General features: G+C 45.7%; 23 protein-coding genes. 14 read left to right on the top strand and 9 right to left on the bottom strand.

Annotated features, from left to right (window positions below):
- The first annotated feature begins 23 nt into the window (after positions 1-23).
- The 12 genes from PRUTH_RS17865 to PRUTH_RS17810 all read left to right on the top strand — a co-directional run bounded on the left by PRUTH_RS17865 (position 24) and on the right by PRUTH_RS17810 (position 9,123).
- Positions 24-731, top strand: a complete 708-nt coding sequence (locus tag PRUTH_RS17865; RefSeq protein ID WP_257221111.1) for a ChaN family lipoprotein — start codon at positions 24-26, stop codon at positions 729-731.
- A complete protein-coding gene (locus PRUTH_RS17860) occupies positions 728-1,270 on the top strand; it encodes a hypothetical protein (RefSeq protein WP_151174087.1) in 543 nt (180 codons plus the stop codon). The genes PRUTH_RS17865 and PRUTH_RS17860 overlap by 4 nt, the downstream gene beginning before the upstream one ends.
- Before the next feature lie 308 nt (positions 1,271-1,578).
- Positions 1,579-2,304: a hypothetical protein gene (locus PRUTH_RS17855; protein WP_151174086.1), complete on the top strand. Its 726-nt coding sequence runs from the start codon at positions 1,579-1,581 to the stop codon at positions 2,302-2,304.
- Between the two features lie 244 nt (positions 2,305-2,548).
- Positions 2,549-2,974: a hypothetical protein gene (locus PRUTH_RS17850; protein ID WP_151174085.1), complete on the top strand. Its 426-nt coding sequence runs from the start codon at positions 2,549-2,551 to the stop codon at positions 2,972-2,974.
- 86 nt (positions 2,975-3,060) lie between these two features.
- A complete protein-coding gene (locus PRUTH_RS17845) occupies positions 3,061-3,828 on the top strand; it encodes a ChaN family lipoprotein (RefSeq protein WP_151174084.1) in 768 nt (255 codons plus the stop codon).
- Positions 3,825-4,409, top strand: coding sequence for a hypothetical protein (locus PRUTH_RS17840; RefSeq protein ID WP_151174083.1), 585 nt, complete (start codon positions 3,825-3,827; stop codon positions 4,407-4,409). Before PRUTH_RS17845 ends, PRUTH_RS17840 begins: the two co-directional genes overlap by 4 nt.
- 241 nt (positions 4,410-4,650) lie before the next feature.
- Entirely contained in the window at positions 4,651-5,238 is a 588-nt protein-coding gene (locus PRUTH_RS17835) for a hypothetical protein (RefSeq protein ID WP_151174082.1), read from the top strand.
- 207 nt (positions 5,239-5,445) lie between these two features.
- Positions 5,446-6,039 carry an SEL1-like repeat protein gene (locus PRUTH_RS17830; RefSeq protein WP_151174081.1) on the top strand — a complete coding sequence of 198 codons (594 nt, stop codon included), beginning with the start codon at positions 5,446-5,448 and terminating at the stop codon, positions 6,037-6,039.
- Between the two features lie 58 nt (positions 6,040-6,097).
- Complete coding sequence (locus tag PRUTH_RS17825) at positions 6,098-6,634, top strand: hypothetical protein (protein ID WP_257221091.1); 537 nt, start codon at positions 6,098-6,100, stop codon at positions 6,632-6,634.
- Positions 6,635-7,034: 400 nt separating this feature from the next.
- Positions 7,035-7,655: a hypothetical protein gene (locus PRUTH_RS17820; protein ID WP_151174079.1), complete on the top strand. Its 621-nt coding sequence runs from the start codon at positions 7,035-7,037 to the stop codon at positions 7,653-7,655.
- A 149-nt stretch (positions 7,656-7,804) separates the two neighbouring features.
- Positions 7,805-8,635 carry an Imm49 family immunity protein gene (locus PRUTH_RS17815; protein ID WP_151174078.1) on the top strand — a complete coding sequence of 277 codons (831 nt, stop codon included), beginning with the start codon at positions 7,805-7,807 and terminating at the stop codon, positions 8,633-8,635.
- Between the two features lie 155 nt (positions 8,636-8,790).
- Complete coding sequence (locus tag PRUTH_RS17810; protein ID WP_022944452.1) at positions 8,791-9,123, top strand: carboxypeptidase-like regulatory domain-containing protein; 333 nt, start codon at positions 8,791-8,793, stop codon at positions 9,121-9,123.
- 24 nt (positions 9,124-9,147) lie between these two features.
- Here PRUTH_RS17810 and PRUTH_RS17805 read toward each other — a convergent pair whose 3' ends face one another.
- The 5 genes from PRUTH_RS17805 to PRUTH_RS17785 form a co-directional block, all read right to left on the bottom strand.
- A complete protein-coding gene (locus PRUTH_RS17805) occupies positions 9,148-10,524 on the bottom strand; it encodes an aldehyde dehydrogenase family protein (RefSeq protein ID WP_151174077.1) in 1,377 nt (458 codons plus the stop codon).
- A gap of 17 nt (positions 10,525-10,541) precedes the next feature.
- Positions 10,542-12,533, bottom strand: a complete 1,992-nt coding sequence (locus PRUTH_RS17800) for a TonB-dependent receptor plug domain-containing protein (protein WP_151174076.1) — start codon at positions 12,531-12,533, stop codon at positions 10,542-10,544.
- Between the two features lie 85 nt (positions 12,534-12,618).
- Positions 12,619-12,897 carry a CBU_0592 family membrane protein gene (locus PRUTH_RS17795; protein ID WP_045979015.1) on the bottom strand — a complete coding sequence of 93 codons (279 nt, stop codon included), beginning with the start codon at positions 12,895-12,897 and terminating at the stop codon, positions 12,619-12,621.
- 88 nt (positions 12,898-12,985) lie between these two features.
- Positions 12,986-13,237, bottom strand: a complete 252-nt coding sequence (locus tag PRUTH_RS17790; RefSeq protein WP_022944456.1) for a hypothetical protein — start codon at positions 13,235-13,237, stop codon at positions 12,986-12,988.
- 53 nt (positions 13,238-13,290) lie between these two features.
- A complete protein-coding gene (locus tag PRUTH_RS17785; protein ID WP_022944457.1) occupies positions 13,291-13,695 on the bottom strand; it encodes a DUF1761 domain-containing protein in 405 nt (134 codons plus the stop codon).
- Between the two features lie 176 nt (positions 13,696-13,871).
- Between PRUTH_RS17785 and PRUTH_RS17780 the strand changes: the two genes are divergently transcribed.
- Entirely contained in the window at positions 13,872-15,899 is a 2,028-nt protein-coding gene (locus PRUTH_RS17780; RefSeq protein ID WP_151174075.1) for a TonB-dependent receptor, read from the top strand.
- Positions 15,900-15,960: 61 nt separating this feature from the next.
- Here PRUTH_RS17780 and PRUTH_RS17775 read toward each other — a convergent pair whose 3' ends face one another.
- The 4 genes from PRUTH_RS17775 to PRUTH_RS17760 all read right to left on the bottom strand — a co-directional run bounded on the left by PRUTH_RS17775 (position 15,961) and on the right by PRUTH_RS17760 (position 19,532).
- A complete protein-coding gene (locus PRUTH_RS17775) occupies positions 15,961-16,485 on the bottom strand; it encodes a response regulator transcription factor (protein ID WP_130145590.1) in 525 nt (174 codons plus the stop codon).
- On the bottom strand, positions 16,466-17,743 hold the full coding sequence (locus PRUTH_RS17770; protein WP_151174074.1) for a sensor histidine kinase: 1,278 nt from the start codon (positions 17,741-17,743) through the stop codon (positions 16,466-16,468). Before PRUTH_RS17770 ends, PRUTH_RS17775 begins: the two co-directional genes overlap by 20 nt.
- A gap of 87 nt (positions 17,744-17,830) precedes the next feature.
- The gene (locus PRUTH_RS17765) at positions 17,831-18,238 is read right to left on the bottom strand and encodes a nuclear transport factor 2 family protein (protein WP_151174062.1); all 408 of its coding nucleotides are present in this window, start codon (positions 18,236-18,238) and stop codon (positions 17,831-17,833) included.
- The gene (locus PRUTH_RS17760) at positions 18,225-19,532 is read right to left on the bottom strand and encodes a metal-dependent hydrolase family protein (RefSeq protein WP_151174073.1); all 1,308 of its coding nucleotides are present in this window, start codon (positions 19,530-19,532) and stop codon (positions 18,225-18,227) included. Before PRUTH_RS17760 ends, PRUTH_RS17765 begins: the two co-directional genes overlap by 14 nt.
- Positions 19,533-19,694: 162 nt before the next feature.
- Here PRUTH_RS17760 and PRUTH_RS17755 point away from each other — a divergent pair, with 162 nt between their 5' ends.
- On the top strand, positions 19,695-20,765 hold the full coding sequence (locus tag PRUTH_RS17755) for a ketoacyl-ACP synthase III (RefSeq protein WP_026111037.1): 1,071 nt from the start codon (positions 19,695-19,697) through the stop codon (positions 20,763-20,765).
- Positions 20,766-20,830 lie beyond the last annotated feature (65 nt).

The raw sequence follows: 20,830 nt of genomic DNA, 5'->3' as shown, positions 1-20,830 counted from the left end.
TGGCAGGGAGCGCTCGTTTGGTGATGCTCGGCGAATCAAGCCATAATCCCGCAATCTATAAGTATGAAGCCATTAAAGCCCTAAGACAGCTAAAAGCTGCAGGCTTTACTCACTTTGCAATAGAGATGCTCCCCCGCTCCATGCAAGAGAAAGTAGAGTTTTATCAACGTACTGGTAAAGGGTTTGGTGAAATACAAAAGTACTTTGATGATAATTGGGCTTGGGGATATACAGTACCTGCTGCTTACGGTGAGCTAGTCAAATCAGCTCGTGACATAGGCCTTAAGCTCGTTGCTCTTGACTTAACTTTAGCTGAAATGGACAGCATTGACTCATCATGTCCTTCTAAGCTCGCGGAAGAAGAAGAGTGCTTCGATAGCCATACTCGGAGAAATCTAGTTTGGGTTGAGAACATAGTTAAAATTCTGAATCAAAAGAAGAAAAACCGCGTAATCGCATTTATGCATCGATGGCATGCGCTGAGAGGTACTTCTTATCAAGAGGGCCTCGACACCCTAGTCGTAACCGAGGGGATATCAAAGGTAAGATATATAGATTTTGTTGGTGGAATAGCATGTTATTCAAAGCGCAGTTGCGAGGGCTTTTCAGACGAGCAAGGAAGCTTAAAAAACGAATATTTCTACAGAGAAAACGTTTCGCTTGAAACAGCAATCAAAACCTATCAAGTGCACTTGCCTGAGAAGAGCTTAATGCTTGAGAGAACAAAGTGATGAAATATTTAACTTTTATAGCCCTTGTGCTCAACTCCCACTCTTACGCTAGTACTTTATTCCCAGATCACGACATTAACGACCCGAGCTTACCTAAAGCCACCGTTATGTTGCAATGCAAAAAAAGTCTGATGTATGCGCCTAGACAGCTAGAGGCTTGGTGCGAAAAGGCGTATGAACTGGGTTACTGGAGGGCTCTAGAGTTTATCGGTTTGCATACAGGAGATGGTAGCCGTTATATCGCCGAAGTAAAAAAGCGCGCAGAAAAAGGCTCTTTAGATGGAGTATTAGCACTTGCCTATGCTTATAAGTCAGGGAAATTTATTGATAGAGACGTCAAAAAGTCTATCGCGCTTTTTAAACAGTACTTAAATGAATACAACTATTTAGAAACAGAGAGTTTGACTGTGGGTAAAACTCATGAGCAGCTTTACCTCCTATACAAGGAGTTAGGGAATGCTGAGAAAGCTGCTGAACACAAGCTCTCACTTGATAAAAGTAAGTATGCAGAAGTGAAGAAAGCCATGCTTAAAAAATAGCTTGATGACATTGGAAATTCACTAGAAAAGTATAAGCTGTAAAAACCTAGACTTGCACTTACAATCACACAGTTTAGAGTCGGTGATAGTCAGCTTAGATATGGGTTCTCCCCCTGCACCATGGTACACCAAGCTGAACGGTAATAAGCTATATTAGTGCAACCTATCATTCAGCTTTTTGAGGTAAACGGCGACCAATCAGCGCGCTAACACAAGGACAGTTTTGGCAACCTAGAACAAGCTACCTCATCGAATGAATCACCGCTGCGCCCAGTTGAACATGTCCGCAAATTATTTCAGAATACAAAATGATTAAAAATACCGCTCTATTTATATGCATTAGCATCTCAAGTGTCGCATGTACAAACGTAGATAAAAAAGCTATAGGTCCAAAATTTGGTTCAGAAAATAAAACGGATGGATACTTCTTAGAAAAACTGGCTCTAGACAAGCCTGAGCAATTTAAAGAGCTATCAAATAAAAAATGGTTTTATTCTTACGAAGTTACGTCAGAGAGTAAGAAGACCCTTGAAATTAATAGCTGCAAAAAGCTATCTGAAGCATTAGAGGAAGGTTATAGCTCATCAAATTACAGAGAGCAGAAAGCATTAATTGCCACCAATAAAATATGCACTACTTGGTCTCATATGGGTGAGTTGAAACCCTCTAAAAAGAGCTTTATAGGAGCACTTAAACATAGCTTGAATTTACCAAATAAAATGCCTCCAGAGTTGTCTTTAGTTATTTCAAATGATGATAAACGCCGCTTAGAAAATGCGAGTAGCTGGGAAGAGATGGGCCAGATTAAAAATATAGAGCCGGTCAACGATGAGCAGGCTGTTTATTATGACAAAGATGGCGGAATTCAAAGGTTGACCATAATGGCGTATGGCGATTATAACGAGGACGGTGTTGAAGATGTTGTTCTTCACATGGCAAATGCAGTTGAGCGTGGAAGTTACTCATCCTCATATAGCTACGTCATAACACGGTTAACCGCCGACTCAAAATATAGCCTTATTAAAAAGTTTTAACATTAGCTTAAATTTAAAAACAGCATGTTAAACCCAAAGCTACTACATCAATGAATAAAATTTTTGATGTAGTAGCTTGGCCCCACTAGCTATTAAACTTGCTTTCTTTGATAGTTGCAGAAGTAGAAGGTGTAAAGTATAGATTTTTACTTGCCAAATACATTGATGAGCTACTTAATATGGTTATATTAAAGGATACAGTTACGGGGTATGCTAGTCGGGACGATAAAAAGTTAAGGAATAAATGGTTGTAAAACTGGGGAGTGCTAGCTGTTTGTTATTCGCAGCTTCAAGCTATGCTGCAGCAAGTGATGTACAAGTTATCTTTGATTGCCGCGCTGACAATCCAACCCCAATTTATGTCGTTGCGAGCAAGGTAGATGACACCTATGCACTCACCCAATTTGAGCACCCACAATTACAGCTCGATATCGGGTCTACTGCTGATAGCGTCAATAAGTCGAGTTATCACCGTGCTTTAGTTTCGGAGCACAGTATGCATTTTAGTTACGATGAAAATAAGATTGTTATTAGCGACTATCATAGTGAAGAGCTTGGAACGCTAATCCAAGAGTACTCGGTGACATTCACCCAAGGTGATAACAAGCAATACTGGCTTTGCAATGACAAAATTAAAAGTACGCTGCCAGCGATTGAGGATTTTGATTAAACAATGACTAAAAGACCACAGAAAGTACCAACCTTGAATATACTTCAGAAAGGCATGAGTAAGTGATAACTATATAAGGAAATAGCATGAATAAAATAAACAAGGATGTAGATTATAGAAAAATGGCGGGGAGCGCTCGTTTGGTGATGCTCGGCGAATCAAGCCATAACCCCGCAATCTATAAGTATGAAGCCATTAAAGCCCTAAGACAGCTAAAAGCTGCAGGCTTTACTCACTTTGCAATAGAAATGCTCCCCCGCTCCATGCAAGAGAAAGTAGAGTTTTATCAACGTACTGGTAAAGGGTTTGGTGAAATACAAAAGTACTTTGATGATAATTGGGCTTGGGGATATACAGTACCTGCTGCTTACGGTGAGCTAGTCAAATCAGCTCGTAACATAGGCCTTAAAATCGTTGCTCTTGACTTAACTTTAGACGAAATGGACAGCATCGACTCATCATGCCCTCCTGAACTAGCTAAAGAAAAAGATTGCTTGGATAGCCACTCTAATAGAAACCAAGCGTGGGTCCAAAATATAAGCACTATTTTGAAGCAAGCTAGTAATAACCGCGTAATTGCGTTTATGCATCGATGGCATGCGCTGAGAGCCACTCCCTACCAAGAAGGCCTTGATACTTTAGTCGTAAAAGAAGGGATATCAAAGATAAGATATATAGATTTTATTGGTGGCATAGCATGCTATTCAAAGCGCAGTTGCGAGGGTCTTTCAGACGAGCAAGGGCGCTTAAAAAGCGAATATTTTTACAGGGAAAGTACTTCGTTTGAAACAGCTATCAAAACCTATCAAGTGCATTTGCCTGAGAAGAACTTAATGCTTGAGGGAACAAAATGATGAAATACTTAACTTTTATGGCCCTTGTGCTTAACTTTAACTCCTACGCTGGAACTTTATTCCCAGATCATGATATCAACGACCCGAGCCTATCCAAGGCCACCGTTATGTTGCAATGTCAAAAAAGCTTAATGTATGCGCCTAGACAGCTAGAGGCTTGGTGCGAAAAAGCGTATGAATTGGGTTACTGGAGCGCTCTTCAGTTTATCGGCTTGCATACTGGAGATGGTAGCCGCTATATCGCCGAAGCGAGAAAACATGCTGAACAAGGCTCTCCTGAAGGCATTATCGCGCTTGCCTATGCCTATAAATTAGGACGTTTTATTGATAGAGATCTCCAAAAATCTATTGTGTTGTTTAAACGATATTTAGATGAATACGGTGATGTCGAGAGTGAGAAAATGAGAGTGGGTAGCACCCATGAGGAGCTGCTTGCTATTTATAAAGAGCTCGGAAATTCGGAAAAAGTCGCTGAGCATAAGCGTTATCTTGAGCAAAGCAAATACGCTGAAGCTAAAAAAGCCATGTTTAAAAGACAGCTTGAGGACGCCGGTATTTCTTTGGGCAAGCAAAACCAGTAATCGAGTCAATAGAGCAAGAAAGCTGCGTTTACTAACGTGAGCTGTATTTTCATTACTAATATGGCCTCAAGTCAATTTCCAATAACATTTATCAAAAAAACGCGTGGTCGACTTCCGTGTGATTATAGAAAGCATAATTGGCTTGTCGATGAAATAGGTTCAGGCGTGTAGATTATAATGACGGCTTAGCTTGCTTTAGCAAAAGCTATTGTGAAGGACAATCGGATGAAGGAGCTCAACCATGATAAAGGCAATAGCGATGCTGCTAGCATTAATATCCAGCACTTTAATCTCAGCGGGCCCTTCCTGGGTTCACTCTATTAAGATTGACGACCCCAAGCTTACTGTCAAAGAAGCTGCGCAGCAGTGCCACAAAAGTTTAATAAATGCACCAGAACTCTTAGAAGCATGGTGCGAAAAAGCCTATGAGATGGGTTACTGGTCGGCTCTGGTACCTATAAGTTTGCATACAGGTGACGGTACTAGGCTGGTAGCAGAGGCCAAAGAAAGGCTAAAAAATAAAGAGCCAAAAGCATACACAGTGTTGGCTTGGCTCTATGGCTCAGGGCAGTTTGTAGAGGAAGATATTGAACGCGCAATATCTTTAAATAAAGAGCTGCTAAATCTAGCTAATGCCGGAGTTACACCAGCAATAAGAACCTCTGCTCATAAAGAGTTAGCCGATTTATATCAGCTACAGGAAAATTGGCCTGCGGTAATCAAACACGCTAGCTACGTCAAAAAGCACAGCCGCTTTAAGTTTGATATTGATGCTGCTCAAAGACAAATAGCCAAAGCGCAAAAACATACCCAACCAAGCACTCAATGACAATGTAATTTATCGCAATACTTACTCATACTTAGGTAGTATCCTCGCTTGATTTTTATAAACAAGAGTCAAGCGAATCACTCCATATTTATTCATAAACGAACAGTATGTTGGAGGCTCAAAGATTTAAGTGGGCAGGAAAAGCGTAAGATACAAGTTGTACACTTTATCGTTATCTATTGATTACTAAGACAATAAGGCTTTCACATGGTAGTAAACGCTCCTTGGGTAACAGTACCCTTGCTCTTTATTTCGTGTTTAGCGCAAGCAAATTGGCAAGAACCTGACGCCAATGACCCAACACTCACAGCCGACAAACTCATGAGACTATGCGATAAAAGCTTTTATTATCGTCCCGACAGGGTGCTTTTTTGGTGTGAAAAAGCAGCTGAGGCTGGATTTGCACAGGCACTGCTTAATATTGGTTACTACACCAAAGATGGTTCTCGTTACATTGACGAGTTAAATAAACGTATTAAGGCAGGTGACTCCGTTGCCCTACTTTCACTCGCTTGGCTTTATGAAAGTGGTACGTTTGTGCTGCGGAACGAGAGTCGCTCCTTAGCTCTTTATAATGATTACCTAGAAGGTATTGATCCTTCACAGCCATGGTATGGGCAAACTCATCTGGATTTAGCCAAAATATATCAAAAACAAAACAATTGGCCTCTCACTCTAAAACACGCAAGTGTTGCGGCCAAGTATATAAACGATAGTAACAAACGAGAGTATGCAGCCTCTATTATTGAAGCAGCTAAAGCTAAAATACACAGTCAAAAAGATACCAACGAAGGCCTGTAGAATGTCACCTTCACTCGTTCTCTGTATTATGTTGTTCGCATTATATACGCATATAGCTATGGCAGCAGGCCCTTGCTGGGATCACTCTATTAAGATTGACGACCCTGAACTCACCGTCGAAGTGGCCGCACAGCAGTGCCACAAAAGTTTGATAAATGCACCAGAGCTTTTAGAAGCATGGTGCGAAAAAGCCTATGAGATGGGTTACTGGTCGGCTCTGGTACCTATAAGTTTGCATACAAGTGACGGTACTAGGCTGGTCGCAGAGGCCAAAGAAAGGCTAAAAAATAAAGAGCCTGGCGCTTATACTACGTTAGCTTGGCTTTATGGGTCAGGCCAATTTGTGAAAAAGGATATCGCTAAAGCAATAACACTTCGTGAGGAGTTACTGGTCTTAGATAAAAGTTTTACCCCTAATCAAATTGCTGCAAACCATATGAAGTTGGCAGATTTATATATACAAGAAAGAAACTGGAAGGAAGTAGCTATCCACGCTGAACATGTTCTAAAGCATACCCAATCAAACTTTCAGAAAAAGTATGCTAAGAGACAGCTAGAATCTGCTGAGCGGCATTTGTCCTCAAACGAGCTCTAACTTTTTATGAAGCACTTTCCCCTGCTAGTGTGGCGTGATAAACGCTTAGCTAGCAGGGTACACTTAGTTTAACAGCTAAAATAATACTCAGTTCATTATTTCAGGCGCTAAATTAAGCATTCACAAAAAGATAACCTAAACACGACTTCTCACTGAGCGTTTATATAGTAGTTACCCAAATAGTAAACCTATAAGTCTGCTCTATCGTCATAAGTATATAGCTTGTATTTGCCCGTGTACTCAGAGCCAAACCTTACATTACCTCACCCATTATTTGCGCTAGATCAAAGTCTTTGCTGAGCAAAGTCTTCAGCGGGTCTGGACCTGATATAGATCAAATTTTTACTGGCCGTATTTGCTAAAGTTTGACCAATACATATAAGAACTCCAAGGACAGACAATGGCGCACTCAGATTTTCATACCCCAGTTGAACCTATGCCGCAGGCTACCGTAACTCCTATTGGCCAAACTAGTGGCGAGCCTTCCCTGAGTGAGCAACTGCACCTTTACAAGCAACTGTTACAAGAAAAAGAGCGGCAAATTAAACAGCTAGAACAAGCTCATGCCCCTTTAGTTCAGCAGATAAACCAAGCGGAATCATTAAATAAAAAAGCCCTTGCGCACATGGATAAAATGGCAGAGCAAATGCAGCAAGTGCAAATGCAGGCCAAACGCGATGTGCAAATTGAAATGGCCGAGCTTGAACAGCAACTCGAGGAAGCGAGCACCAGTAAGCATGTAATGAAGCATCATTGCCGTGACTTACAAGAGCGCAATAAAGAATTACATGAATTACTTAAAGCGTCGAACAGTCAAGTTGATGAACTACAAAGCCGATTAGATAGCCAGAGTATTGATGTAAAAAACCTGCGTGAGGAAAAAGTAAAACTGAGCATGCAAGTTATTGAACAAAGTGAACAACTTAAACGCTGCGAACGGCAATTAAATGAGGCACTGCACGGTTATTACTCGGGTGTAATGAATAAGAATAAAAAACTCAGTAAAAACTTACCAAGATAGCTAACACGCCCCCGATAAAGGCTCTTGCGGTCATTACCTACTTGATGGCTAAAAGAGCCTTTGCTATTTAAAGTACAGTTGCGCTAGTGCGATGGTGTTGTTTACAATAGTGGCTTAAGGATAAGTTCACCCCCGAACAAGGATATGTCATGCTAAACATTGAGCGCCCTACTACAATTTCTGAAATTGACGAGAAGATAAACACCAGCCGCAAAAAGTACCAAGACACCCTTAACTTCGTGCATGTGCAGCGCGATAACCTGATGTGGCTCGCTAATCACGCACTCACTTTAGCGCAGTATCTTTCATATGAGCAAAGCCCAGAGCACAACGCAGAGGCGAAACAAGCCATTGCTCACTGTGCGCAGGCCTATGCATTATTATTTAGCCTCGCGAACGACCCTGAACGTGTTGTGGAGCTAGAATTTAACGGTGAACAGCACGACACCCAGTACAACGGCGTCGGCCTAGTTGAACAAGGCCGGATCAATGCACAGAATTGGCAAGAAGCCGTCTTTTGTGCGCTCACAGTACGCGACCACGATGCCCTTTCCTCACTGTTAGCGTTTGATTTGTCTCACTTAAGAGAGAGCCGTGCCGTGTGCCCGGAGGTTGAGCTTATGTTAGCCGAGCTGCTGCAAAAAGTGTTGCTGGGAGAAGAGGTCTCGCAACCAGAAATCATCGCTCTGAGCCAGCAAATTGCCGCCGACACTAACCCGCTAGTTCAACATTGCACCAATGCAAAATTAAGCCTGATTAATAATGCCTTGATCAGTAAAGCAACTGATCTAGATGAGACCTTCCTAGGTGCACTAAATCATTATTGGCAATACCAAGGTCAGCACCTTTACGCCGACCATGCCCACACTAACTTCTATATGCCTATTGAGCTTTTAGGCACAGCCTGTTTAGTACAAGACCAAGGCCGCAGTGTAGATATTGATACCGATTTTATGCCACGTTTTTATATTGTTAGTTAGCGTATATTTTTTTGGATTTATCTCAACTGCGTTGACTATATCGCTGTGAGTAAGCTACAGTGCGCAGCTGTATCTAAAATTAAACCATTAACGAAGAGATCCCTGAAAGTTCGTACGAACCTACTAGGAAGTGAAGCCACAGTTAAGGAAAATCCATGAAAAAGCTATCTGTCCTTGCCCTGAGTTTAATGCTTGCAGCGTGTCAAAATACCCAAGCGCCAGCACCTGCTGAGCCACAGACTAATACCGAGCCAAAAGAGCAAGTTGTTGAGGTAGTCAAGCCTGAGATCACGCAGTTAACCGTGAATACCACCCCTTCGGATTCACGCGTAAGAATTATGAATATTCGTCCGAAATACCACGATGGGATAGAGCTGCAACCTGGTGAATATGAGGTTGAAGTGAGTAAACCCGGCTACGAAACCTTCCGCGAATGGGTCATGGTTGAGAATAACACCGTGATTGATATCGAAATTAAACAGCTATAAATACGCTTAGGAGGGGTAACCCTCCTATTTTTTTAAGTAAAGCCAAGTCACTATTTTTAATAACCAAGGCGAGCGATGTAACAACAACTTCGCACGCGGCCACCAATGGGGTGTTTTGAGAACCGAGCGCGCATGGGAAAAAGTATAAAACCCCTCAATACCATGATACTGGCCAAATCCCGATGCTCCTACCCCGCCAAAAGGTAAATCAGTTGCACTGACTTGCATGAGGGTGTCATTAACCGCCAACGTACCACTTTGTACTTGCTCACTCACTTTTTGCCAATGGGCCCGCTTGGTCGCGAACAAATACAATGCCAATGGTTTGGGCTGCGCTTTTAACGCTGCACAGGCGTCTTCAATATGCTCATAAGTTTGGATAGGCAATAACGGCCCAAAGATCTCTTCTTGGCAAACACGCATGCTATCATCGACATTTAAAAGCAGGGTTAACACATGTTGATCCCCCCCATTAATGAGCTCCAAAGCCTTGGCTCCTTTGCTGATTGCATCCTCTTTTAACGCCTTTAGGCGATTAGCCTGAGCCTGATTAATCACCTTCGTTGGGCGGTGGCCTAACTGCGCCACCTCTGCTTTGATGCAAGTGATAAAAGAATCTAATTGTGAGGTATGTAAAAGGACAAAATCTGGAGCTACGCATATCTGCCCAGCATTAGTCGATTTACCAAAGGCAATCTGGGTTGCCGCATGATTGACCTGCGCACAAGGCAACATCACCGCCGGCGACTTACCGCCGAGCTCTAGGGTTACCGGTGTGAGATTCTCAGCAGCGCTGCGCATTACCTTTTTGCCGATATGACCGGAGCCAGTAAACACAAGGTGATCCCAAGGCTTAGCGCTAAACGCGGCCCCTACTTGTGCATCTCCTTCAATGAATGCCACATAGCGCTTCAACTCAGAGCTAAGCAATGTTTTTAATACTTGATTCACAGCAGGGGTATATTCGCTCAATTTCACCACCACTCGATTACCCGCTGCAAGGGCAAAGGCAAGGGGCGATAACGCCAAATTCACTGGATAATTCCAAGGCGATACAACGCCCACCACGCCTTTGGCCTCATAATGCACGTGTAATGACGAGGGAAAGTGCGCAAAACCACCCTGGCGCTTTTCCGGTTTAGCCCATTTAGCGAGGTTTTTACGGCAGTAGTCCAATGCCTCTATCGTAGGAAGAATGTCGCTCACCAAGGTATCAAAGCGCTCGCGATAGCCAAAATCTTCGCTGGCTGCTGCAATCAATGGCTCTTGTGCATCAAGTAGTGCATGCTTCAGCGCTAATAGCGCCTGCTTGCGTTGTACAAGACTCATTATTGGCTCTTGTTCATGGGCTTGTTTAAACTGCGAAAACACCTTATCAAGCACACACAACTGCTCGCTCACTAGAATATCCCTGCTCTTTAAAACTGATAAGTATAGGTTAGACTGGACTGACGTCCGTACCCGGGTACGCGGCCATCAAACACGCGCGCATCGAAGGTATCGTAATCTTTATCGGTAAGGTTTTCTACTTTTAAGCTCAGCCGTGTATGTTCATCCATCTGCCAATGCAGCGCTGCGCCGAGCAACACATACGCACCTTGATAAAAGCGCTTGTCATTAGCACCGAATACTTCGACACTATCGCGCCACAGGGCATTCGCGCTAAGTGTCAATGTCTCAAGCTGCATATTCACCGCCACACTGGCAAAGCGCTTAAAGCTTGGGCTAATGGGATCATCAAATAGCTGGGTATAATTGATTTGCACATCACTATATTGGCCTAGCTGCGATTGAGCACTCATCTCAATACCCTGCATAGTGGTGCTAAATACATTCGCAAAGGTAAAAGCTTGCTGCTGCTCGTTGACCATCACCAAATCAATAAAATCCTCTAGGGCGTTATCAAACAGCACCACCTCACTTTTCCACTGTGTGCCTTGAGCTAACCACACCAGCTCGGTTGTTTTGATCACTTCAGAGGATAAATTGGCATTACCTGAGGTGATATCATCGTTAGAGTAAAGCTCATTGGTGACCGGAGTACGAAACGACTCGCCGTATTGCGCTTTTAAAACATGGCGAATGTCGCCGCTGGGCAGCTCGTAAATAAGCGAGGCTCGTGGTGACCAACGTGCATCAATACCATTGACATGATCATAGCGCGCCCCGAAAAAGGCAGTGAGCCCAAAATCTGGAAGCTGTTGTTTCACTTGCACATAGCCTGCTTGAGCATCAAAGCGATGTTCTAAATCACTGAACTCACGATAGCGACTCAGTACTCGCGAAGGGTTTTCATAATACTCACTATTGAGCTCAATAAAGCCTGATTGGTCATTGAAATAGCTGGTCACAACGCCAGCTTGAGTTTGCTCGTCTCGGCGCAGCTCAACACCTGCAAATAATATACTATTGGCATGAAGCTGATGCTGATAATCGCTGACAAACTTAAGCTCAGAGCTTTGCCAGTTAGGACCAACAAAATACGGCATGTTTTCAGGTAGATTAAGGCCCTCTACTAAGCCTTGCGCTTCAATATGATGCTCGGCATAACTCAACTGGGAGGACAAATCGTGGTCGCCTTGCAACCACTGATAGGCAACACTGGCGGCGTAATTATCACTGCGATGACGATTCTGAGGGCTGTACCCGCCTAAATTCAAGAATTCATTCAGCTCAGTACGCTGATAGCGCGCATTGATGGTTAAGCGCTCGGTACTAAACTGGGTATTGGCAAAAACAGAATACAGTGGGTCACGAACATTATCGGCAACGTCGTAATCTTGACCATTGGTTTTTTCCACCGCGATATTAGCAGAGAATTGCCCTAGTGACGTCGCTTGATACAACTGCCCTGTTAATTGCTGGCGAGCATTCTCACCTATGCCAACACTCAAGGCATTGTTATCGTCACTTAGGATAATATTCATCACCCCTAAAAACGCATTGCTGCCATACAATGCAGAGCCAGGACCGCGAATAAACTCTACTCTTTCAATTAACTGCGCCGGAATATAAGGTGTGTACACTGAAGCTTTACCGAAGGAAACTTCATTTAAGCGCTCACCGTTAATCATCACTAGAATATTGCCACTGTCCAAATGCACGCCGCGCGCATGCTCTTTTGGCACGGCCCCGACCCAGTCGCCCCGAGTCAGCTGCATGCCGGGCACATAATTCATTAATTGATAAGCGTTGTGGACACCCAACTGGGCAATTTGTTGGCGGGTAAATAAGGTCACCGAAGAAGGGGCCAGAGATTGGCTTTCTGCACTTTTTGATGCGATATCCACTTGAACATCAAGCAGTTGTTCAAAGCTTAGAGAAAAGAGCTCATCGCTGCTCGCTTGTTCAGCCAAGGCTGGAAAGACAAACGAGCCTACGAGCGTAAAATAGAAACAAAAACGGAACATCGCACATACGGTGTAAATCACTCATAAATTAAATAATTACACCATATTTACATAAAAACAAATGTAGTTTCACGCCAAGGTGTGTTTATGAGGCGGAATGCGCCGCTGCAAGCTTACTGGCTTTACGCGCTTTAATGTATTTATAGATACCAATGAGTGACGCCGCTATCCAGAAAATTTCGATAACGAAGCTGGCCAAGTTAAAGTTATAACAAAGGCTTATTAGCAATAAAATGGCGCCTGATAGGTTCATTAGGTTGTAACCTAAGCCCGTTGCAGGCAGCTTATTCAACTGCAACAAAAAGAATGCACCTACCACTAAAAAGGTGCCCGACATGCCAATAACATCGAACAAAATATCCATTGTTTACTCCAGATGAAAACCAAACCGGTCGAGCTTAACAGTGGCCATTCATACACTTTAAGGACAAATGCCCGTATCTTTTGCTGGCTTATTTCATAAATACTTTTTGGCCGATCATTTTCAATGCGGGGGTGCCCCTGATCATAGTCTCTCGTGCGAAAACCTGCTGACATTGCGGACAGGTGGCGAGCTGCTCAGTGAAGTCCTCAGTTATGCGTTCGATAAAACATTTAATAAGCGCGCCCTTGCCGCCTTTGCGGTATTTGTAGAGTTTAGTGCGGCACTGCGAACAATGAATATTCACGGTGCGAACGGGGCCCTTTTTGTTCGGTTTAGCCATGCGCCCTCCCTTAAGACAACACAGCCTAGTCTACCATTGTCAGGCGCGATGCTCTAATGCCATAAGCCCAGAATAAGCCCCATCAAGGTAAACTGCACAGTATGGTATCCGGCATTAACTAAAAACAGCTTTAGAGGTCGCTGCTCGAAAACATAGCTAATCCCAAAGGACGTAGCCACCCACCCTAAACCCGCAGCAAAGCCTGCACCTACCGCAAACCCGAGCTCGGGCCGAGGGCCTAAAAATAACGCAAAGATAAAAGCAGCCAAAAGAGAGAGTATAAAGGCGATGGTAAAGACCTTTCCCATTGCCGCATTTTGCAAATCTATGTCCGTTAACCCGCACCCATCTAACCAAGCATTTTTAAACATCAGTGGTGAATACCACACGCCACCTAAGATAAACGTGGCAAGGGCTGCAATTAGCACCGCGATAAAATTAAAATCTGCAAAATTCATAGCGTGGCTCACAAATAATACACCCTACTAAGCGTAGCTTGCGAACACCGTACCAGCAAAATTCGTGCGTTGCTCACTGGAGTGCGACATATTGCCGCACTGTGGCGGTTTGTTATTGCACCTCGTCCCTAAGCAATTGAAAATTCAGACATGCTTTTCAATTCTCAGTGGATATTATGAAGATAAAATCAGCCCTTGGCGCAACCATCACCGCACTTTTCGCAGTCAATAGTCAGGCCATGGAAGTGATCACCGTGCACTCGCAACACCATGATACGGGTGCTCGTTTAATGCAAATACCGGCACAAAAGTTTGCAACCGACACAGCCGATTGGCTCGATGGTGTTGTTGGTGCGGGTGTAAACAAAAATGGCCCGATAACAGGTTTAGCGCAATACCGAGGTATGTTTGCCCAACGCATTAATGTCGCCAGCAATGGCCTCAACTTCAGTGGTGCAGGCCCCAACTCAATGGATACACCACTCAGTTACACCCCTGCCATCATCATTGCAAACATGGACATCTATCGCGGTATTGCCCCGGTCAGTGCCGGTATCGACACGCTTGGCGGGGCCATTGACGTAAACATGCGCCGCGCTGAGCTCGATAGCCCATTGACTGTTAATGGCCGCATCAATGCACAAGATAATGGCTCAGGGTTCAATGCTAGCCTCGCTGAGGGCGCTGGTAATAGCCAATTTGCTTGGCTCGCCTACGCAGATACGCGCAACAGTGATGAACAAGAGGCCAAAGAAGGTGCTATTCCGAACAGTGATTACCAGCGTCACCAGTATGGTGTGCTTACCACGTCGGCCCTAAATCAAGGGCGCCTCTTCGCCAATATTCATCGTACCGATACCAAACAAAGCGGCACAGCCGCGCTGCCTATGGATATTGATTACATCGACACCACACGATTTGAGGTATCGGGTGAGCACGAAATCAGTGACACAACGCTATTATGGGGTATGGGCTTTCAAGATGGCGAGCATGGTATGGATAACTACCAACAGCGCGCCCTCAGTACCGCGCAAAAAGCACGTTATACCCTGGCTTTAGGACGCAGTACCAGTCTCTTTGCCCACATACAAACAGGGGCTTGGCTATGGGGCTATGATGGCAGTATCAACCGTCATGATGCGGACATCACTAATCCAAACAATGACGCATTTTTCGTGGAAAACTTTAATAATGTTGCTGATGACCGCCATAGCCTATTCACCGAGTACACGTTTAGCCACCGCAAGCTCAACACAACAGTAGGCGCACGGTTGAAATACAATGTTGCCAATGCCGATAAAGTAAGCTCCACCATGGCCATGATGATGCCAGCGGTTGCAACCTTACAAACTCGTTTTAATGATGCAGACAAAAGCGTCAGTGATACCACCTTCGATGTGGTCATCAATAATCGCTATACGTTGAATTCACACTCAGACCTCAGTTACGGTGTCGCTATCAAAGAGCGGGCTGCGAGCTATCAAGCGCGTTATTTATGGCTTCCCATGCAAGCAACCGGGGGCCTTGCGGATGGTAAAACCTATGTCGGTAATATCAACCTTAAACCTGAAACGGCGTACCAAGCGAATGTGGGTTGGTCATACACCTGTGAGCGGCTCTCGATAAAGCCTCAGCTATTTTATCAACGAATTGATAATTACATTCAAGGCATCCCCAGTGAAGACAGTGTGGTGAATATGGTGGCGATGATGATGTCTGGGCAAGGCGCGCTTCGCTTTAGTAATATTGATGCTCACCTTTACGGGGCTGATATGAGCGCCGAGTATCAACTCTCTCGGCAGTGGCAAGTTAATGCTCAGATTAGTTATGTGCGCGGTAAACGCAGGGATGAGGTGAATGACGATCTCTATCGTATCAGCCCACTTAACGGCCAATTAAGTGCCCATTACTATGCCAATGATTACCAAGTGGCTGCGCGTTGGCGCTTCGCCCAGTCGCAAACGCATGTGTCGCACTATAACAACGAGCTGAGCTCACCCGGCTATGGTGTCGTTGATGTGAGTGTAGATTATGATATCAACAGCCATTGGCAGTTCAATGCAGCGGTTAACAACCTTTTTGATCATAGCTATGCGCCACATCTCAACGGCATAAACCGTGTTGATGGCCGGGAGTTAGATAAAGGACAACGTTTACAGGCACTGGGCCGTACTCTCCATCTAGGTGTTAGTTTCTCTTTGTGATAGCTACCAAAGGCCACGTTGTTATTGGCCTTTTTTCTTTTCTAAAGTCTCCTCAGCGAGGTTAATTTGCCACCGGTTTTTTCTGCAACTTACGTTGCAAGGTACGTCGGTGCATGTTGAGTTGGCGCGCTGTTTGCGAAATGTTGCCATTGTTGCGCGTCAGCACCGCTTGAATATGCTCCCACTCCAAACGCTCAGGAGACATGACCTCATCGTCGTGCGAAACGTGTGAATGCACAATATCATCCTCCAAAGTGGCTAGTAAAAGTGCCATAGACACAGGCTTAGCGAGGTAATCATCAGCGCCGAGCTTCACTGCTTTGACTGCAGTGGCAATACTGGCAAACCCAGTCAGCAATATGATGCGCGCACTCGGCAGCAAAGAGCGCAGCGGTGCAAGCAGCTGCAGTCCAGACTCATTATTTAAATTCATATCCAAAATAATGTGGCTGGGGCGTAACTGTCGTGCTTGAAACAGCGCACTTTGCACACAATCAGCATGTGCCTGCGCTTGGGTGTGCGCTTCTAGGCGCCTCATGAGTGTTCGCGCAAAGGCCAGGTCATCTTCAATCAGTAACAGCTTCATAGCGCCTCTTAGGAATAGTGATATCAATGCATGCACCGTGTTCATTGTTGGCCAATGCCAAAGTGCCACCAATGCGCTCTATCGTGGCGTTGGTTAGCCACAGCGCCACACCAAAACCATCGCTACTCGCTATCACTGCGCTGCCCAAGGAGGCCTGCATCTCAGCGCTAAACCCTCGGCCTTGGTCCTCAATTCGCCAATGAAGAGCAGAGTCAGAGTCGCGGATGGTAATCGTGATACGCTCTGCCCCAACCTCTTCGTTTGCCCGCACAGCATTGGCCAATACGTTAATCACAGCGGCACTCAACAATGGGTCACTAATAATTTCAATATGTTCACCTTGATGTGGGAGCTGACAATGCAGTTGCTGAGACGGATAATTCAGCGTGAAAGCTTGGCGGATCTCATCAACGAGCTGTAATAGCGGCTGATAATGAGGCGCTCTTTCATGAGCATCACGCAGCTGCTGTGCCCGAGCACGAAACAAATCCAACTGCCGCTGACACTGTGCCAAAGGCACCGCCATATCATCAACCACAGGCTGTAATGTCGGATTGTCGGCGCTTAGCTCCCTTGCTTCATCATGCAACAGCGCCAAATTTGCAAGCGGTGTGGCTAGTTGGTGAGTCGCTTGCGCTGCAGCGCTGCCCAAAGACACAAGCTGCTCAGCGCGAAGCTGCTCTTCTCGGCTTTGGGCAATAGCGCGCTGTTGTTTTGCCAAAGTGCGAGACAATGCGCTAACCAGAGTGGCGACCACAACGGCACTGAGTACAAAGTTTATCCACATGGCGATAAAATGGTGGCGCATTTGCATGCCCTGCTCACCTTGATGATGCAATGGCATCATCATCACTAAGGCCGAATAAGCAGCAATTGCAATAACGGTTAATAACACCGTTAAACGCCCAGGTAAGGTCACAGCAGCAATCATAACCGGCAACAGCAGCAATGACACAAAGGCATTGGTCGCCCCGCCACTGTGCATAAGCAGCAAGGTTAAAAACAGGATATCAGCTAATAATTGCCACACTACGGTGGCGGCGCCCACCGGTGCGCGACTGTGGATGCGTCGTCGTAGCAACACCACACTCAGCAGCTGAAATAGCGACTCCACGGCGATGATGCTCAACAGCGGCAAAAGTGCTAACGCAAAATCAAGTACATAGTAAGCAATGAGCACCGCCAGTAACTGCAGTGCAATGGCGACACTGCGTAGCAATAACACACGGCGAATGCTGGATTGTAATAGCAGGTCCAAAATAACAGCGCTAAGGGGTGAAGAATAATGAAAGTCTATCGTTATTCTGGCGCTGAGAAAAGCACAGAGTGGGAGACTACGGCGACGTTACCGGTTTAACTGGAAGGCCTCACAAGGCGTGCCTTGGTGGTAAACTAAACGCCAATCTTGGTTGCTATTCAGACACCATATCGACATCCTTACAGAGTAGTGCCATTGCCCTCCTTTGATGCGTCTGAGCGCACCTCGGTAAGAGAGCTGGGCGACATCATCGCACAGCATACGCCCTTCAAAATCTTGATTGTGAAAGGTGGGTTTTCGTCCCTTGGCTTGCTCTTTTGGTAGCCGAGCAAGCACATTGTCCTTATCAAAGCGCCGGCCGTCGGCCGACACCTCGATAAAACGTTCATCAAGCAACTCATTTAATCGCGAGGCATTGCTGCGCACCTCTTCGCTCATTAAAGTTCTTTCTAACTCAATTAGTTGCGCCAACGTTTGCGCTTTAATCTTGCTCATGATGTTTGATGACTTTCCCTTCTTTCATGACAAAGGTCACTGCGCTTAGTTGCGAAATATCCTTTAATGGCGACTGCGCAACAGCAATTACATCAGCGTAGTATCCGTTTTGTAATTTGCCAACTTCCTTGCTCATATTCAATAGCTTAGGTGCTTGTTCTAAACTAGTCGCCAACGCTTCACGGGGCGACATACCATACTCGACTAACAATGCAAATTCGCGGGCGTTATCTCCATGGCGGGATACCCCTGAGTCGGTACCAAACGCGATATTCACGCCTTCATCTAAAGCCCGTTGGAATGATGCTTTCACCACCGGGGCGACCTGCGTTATTTTGTCTACAATTGCCTGAGGAACCTTATCATTGTGCTTCACTTCCTCACTCACAGAGATCCCCGCTAACAATGTCGGCACTAAGTAAGCGCCCGTACTTTTAAACAGCGCCACCGTTTCGTCATTAGCATAAGAACCGTGCTCGATAGAATCGACTCCGCTGCGAAGTGCAGCTGCAACCCCCTGGGCGCTGTGTGCGTGAGCTGTCACAGGGCGACCAAGATTATGAGCGGTATCAACAATCGCCTTCATTTCCTCATCGGTCAGTTGCTGATTGAGCCCCGCTTGAGTGTTACTCAATACCCCGCCAGTGGCCGTGATTTTGATAACTTGTGCCCCGGCTTTTACAATCTCGCGCACCGCCCGTGTGCAATCATCGGCGCCATTGCACACGCCCATGCGTGGAGCAAACGCATCAAGTACCTCTTGTCTATACCCATGTAAATCACCGTGGCCGCCTGTTGGAGTCACCGCCTCACCTGCAGCAATAATACGTGGCCCCTGTATTACGCCACTTTCTACTGCTCGTTGCAGCGGAAAAATCACCTCGTTATAACTGCCCAAATCACGCACGGTAGTGAACCCCGCATTGAGGGTATTGCCAAGAAATTGCGTTGCACGTAACGCCTGATCGGCCTCGACCTCCTTCAACCACCTTTCAGGGTCAGCCTGGGGATCACGTTCAAAACTAATATGCACGTGCAAATCTATCAGCCCCGGCATTACAAATTGTTCTTTAAGGTCAATAATATGCGCGTCGGCCAAGCCTAACGTTTGAGCACTAACATAGCCTTCATGAATACCCTGGACACGTCCGTCTACTACTTCGAGGGTTTGCCGCTCGAGAACATCGGCATTGGCCGCTGGGAGTATTTTACCGGCATAAATCAATGTACTTTGCGCCCAAGCGCTTGCGCTTGATAACGCCAATAGTAAGCTTGCACATGTGGTGAGTTTCATTGTTTTTCCTTGGTTATTATTTTCTTTTACCTGAACATACTTTGCCGGTGCAAACCAGTATAACTCGACCAAAACGCTGCATTTTGGTATAAAGTTGCCATAGCAAAGAGATCGGGCCAGATGAATAAACAAACGTCCGACGCAGCAACCTTAGGAATTTTTATGCACTATGCAGAGATCACTGGCTGGGGCAAATGTATCCCACCAGCACGCATTACTAACGATGACATTGCCACCGTGGTTGATACCTCAGATGAGTGGATCAGCTCTCGCACCGGTATTAAAGCCCGCCATATTAGCCACGTAAGCACTGCCGAGCTTGCAACCGTGGCCGCTCAACGCGCGTTAGATTGTGCTGGCGTTGACGCCGAGCAGCTTGATCTCGTGCTGGTTGCCACTTGCACACCGAGTACCATGGTCGCCAACACAGCCTCGGAAGTACAACAACGCCTAGGCGCCAAAGGGGCCGCAACCTGTGACAGTAACGCCGCCTGCTCTGGTTTTTTATATGCGCTGCAAATGGCCACGGCTCAAATCCAGGCAGGCATGATTAAAACCGCTGTTGTAGTCGCCGCCGAGCGCATGCTGTGGTATGTCAATTGGGCCCTGCGTGACAGTGCGGTGTTATTTGGTGATGGCGCCGGTGCGGTGGTACTGCAAGCCAGTGAGCAACCATTAGGGTTACTCGCGAGCAAAAGTGGCTGTGACAGCAGCGACCGTTCAATTTTGCATATTAGTAACTTTGGCACCAACGTGAATAAATACCAGACCATTGGCGGGTCTGATTTAAACTTTGTTGGCCCGGAAATCTTCAAACGTGCCGTCAAAGGCATGAGTGTAGCCTGCGACGATGTGTTGAGTCAGGCACAACTTAGCCTCGATGACATCGATGTATTAGTACCACACCAAGCGAACTTACGAATTATCCAATCAATTCAACAGCGCTTAAAAGTAGACGATGACAAAGTGATGGTTAATATCGATGAATACGGCAATACCTCCGCAGCAACCATTGCCATTGCCTTGTGTGAGGCTGTCGAAAGAGGGATGGTCAAACCTGGCGCGAATATAATGTCAGCCGCCTTCGGCGCTGGCCTGACATGGGCAGCCAGTTACATAAAGTGGGGTGAGCGTGTAACTCCAGTGCGTGACAGTCAAGCGGCTTTACCTGAGTGCTCGCAAACTGGGTTAGAGCTCATTGCCGAGGCGGTAACGGCCTGCCAACAAGGGTAACGCGACTATGGGCTGCAATGGCGTCCCAATTACTTTAAAACTTTCATAAATACCGCTATGGTTAC

The organism is Pseudoalteromonas ruthenica (assembly GCF_008808095.1).
GTDB classification, from domain to species: domain Bacteria; phylum Pseudomonadota; class Gammaproteobacteria; order Enterobacterales; family Alteromonadaceae; genus Pseudoalteromonas; species Pseudoalteromonas ruthenica.
This window is presented reverse-complemented; position numbering and strand designations above follow the sequence as displayed.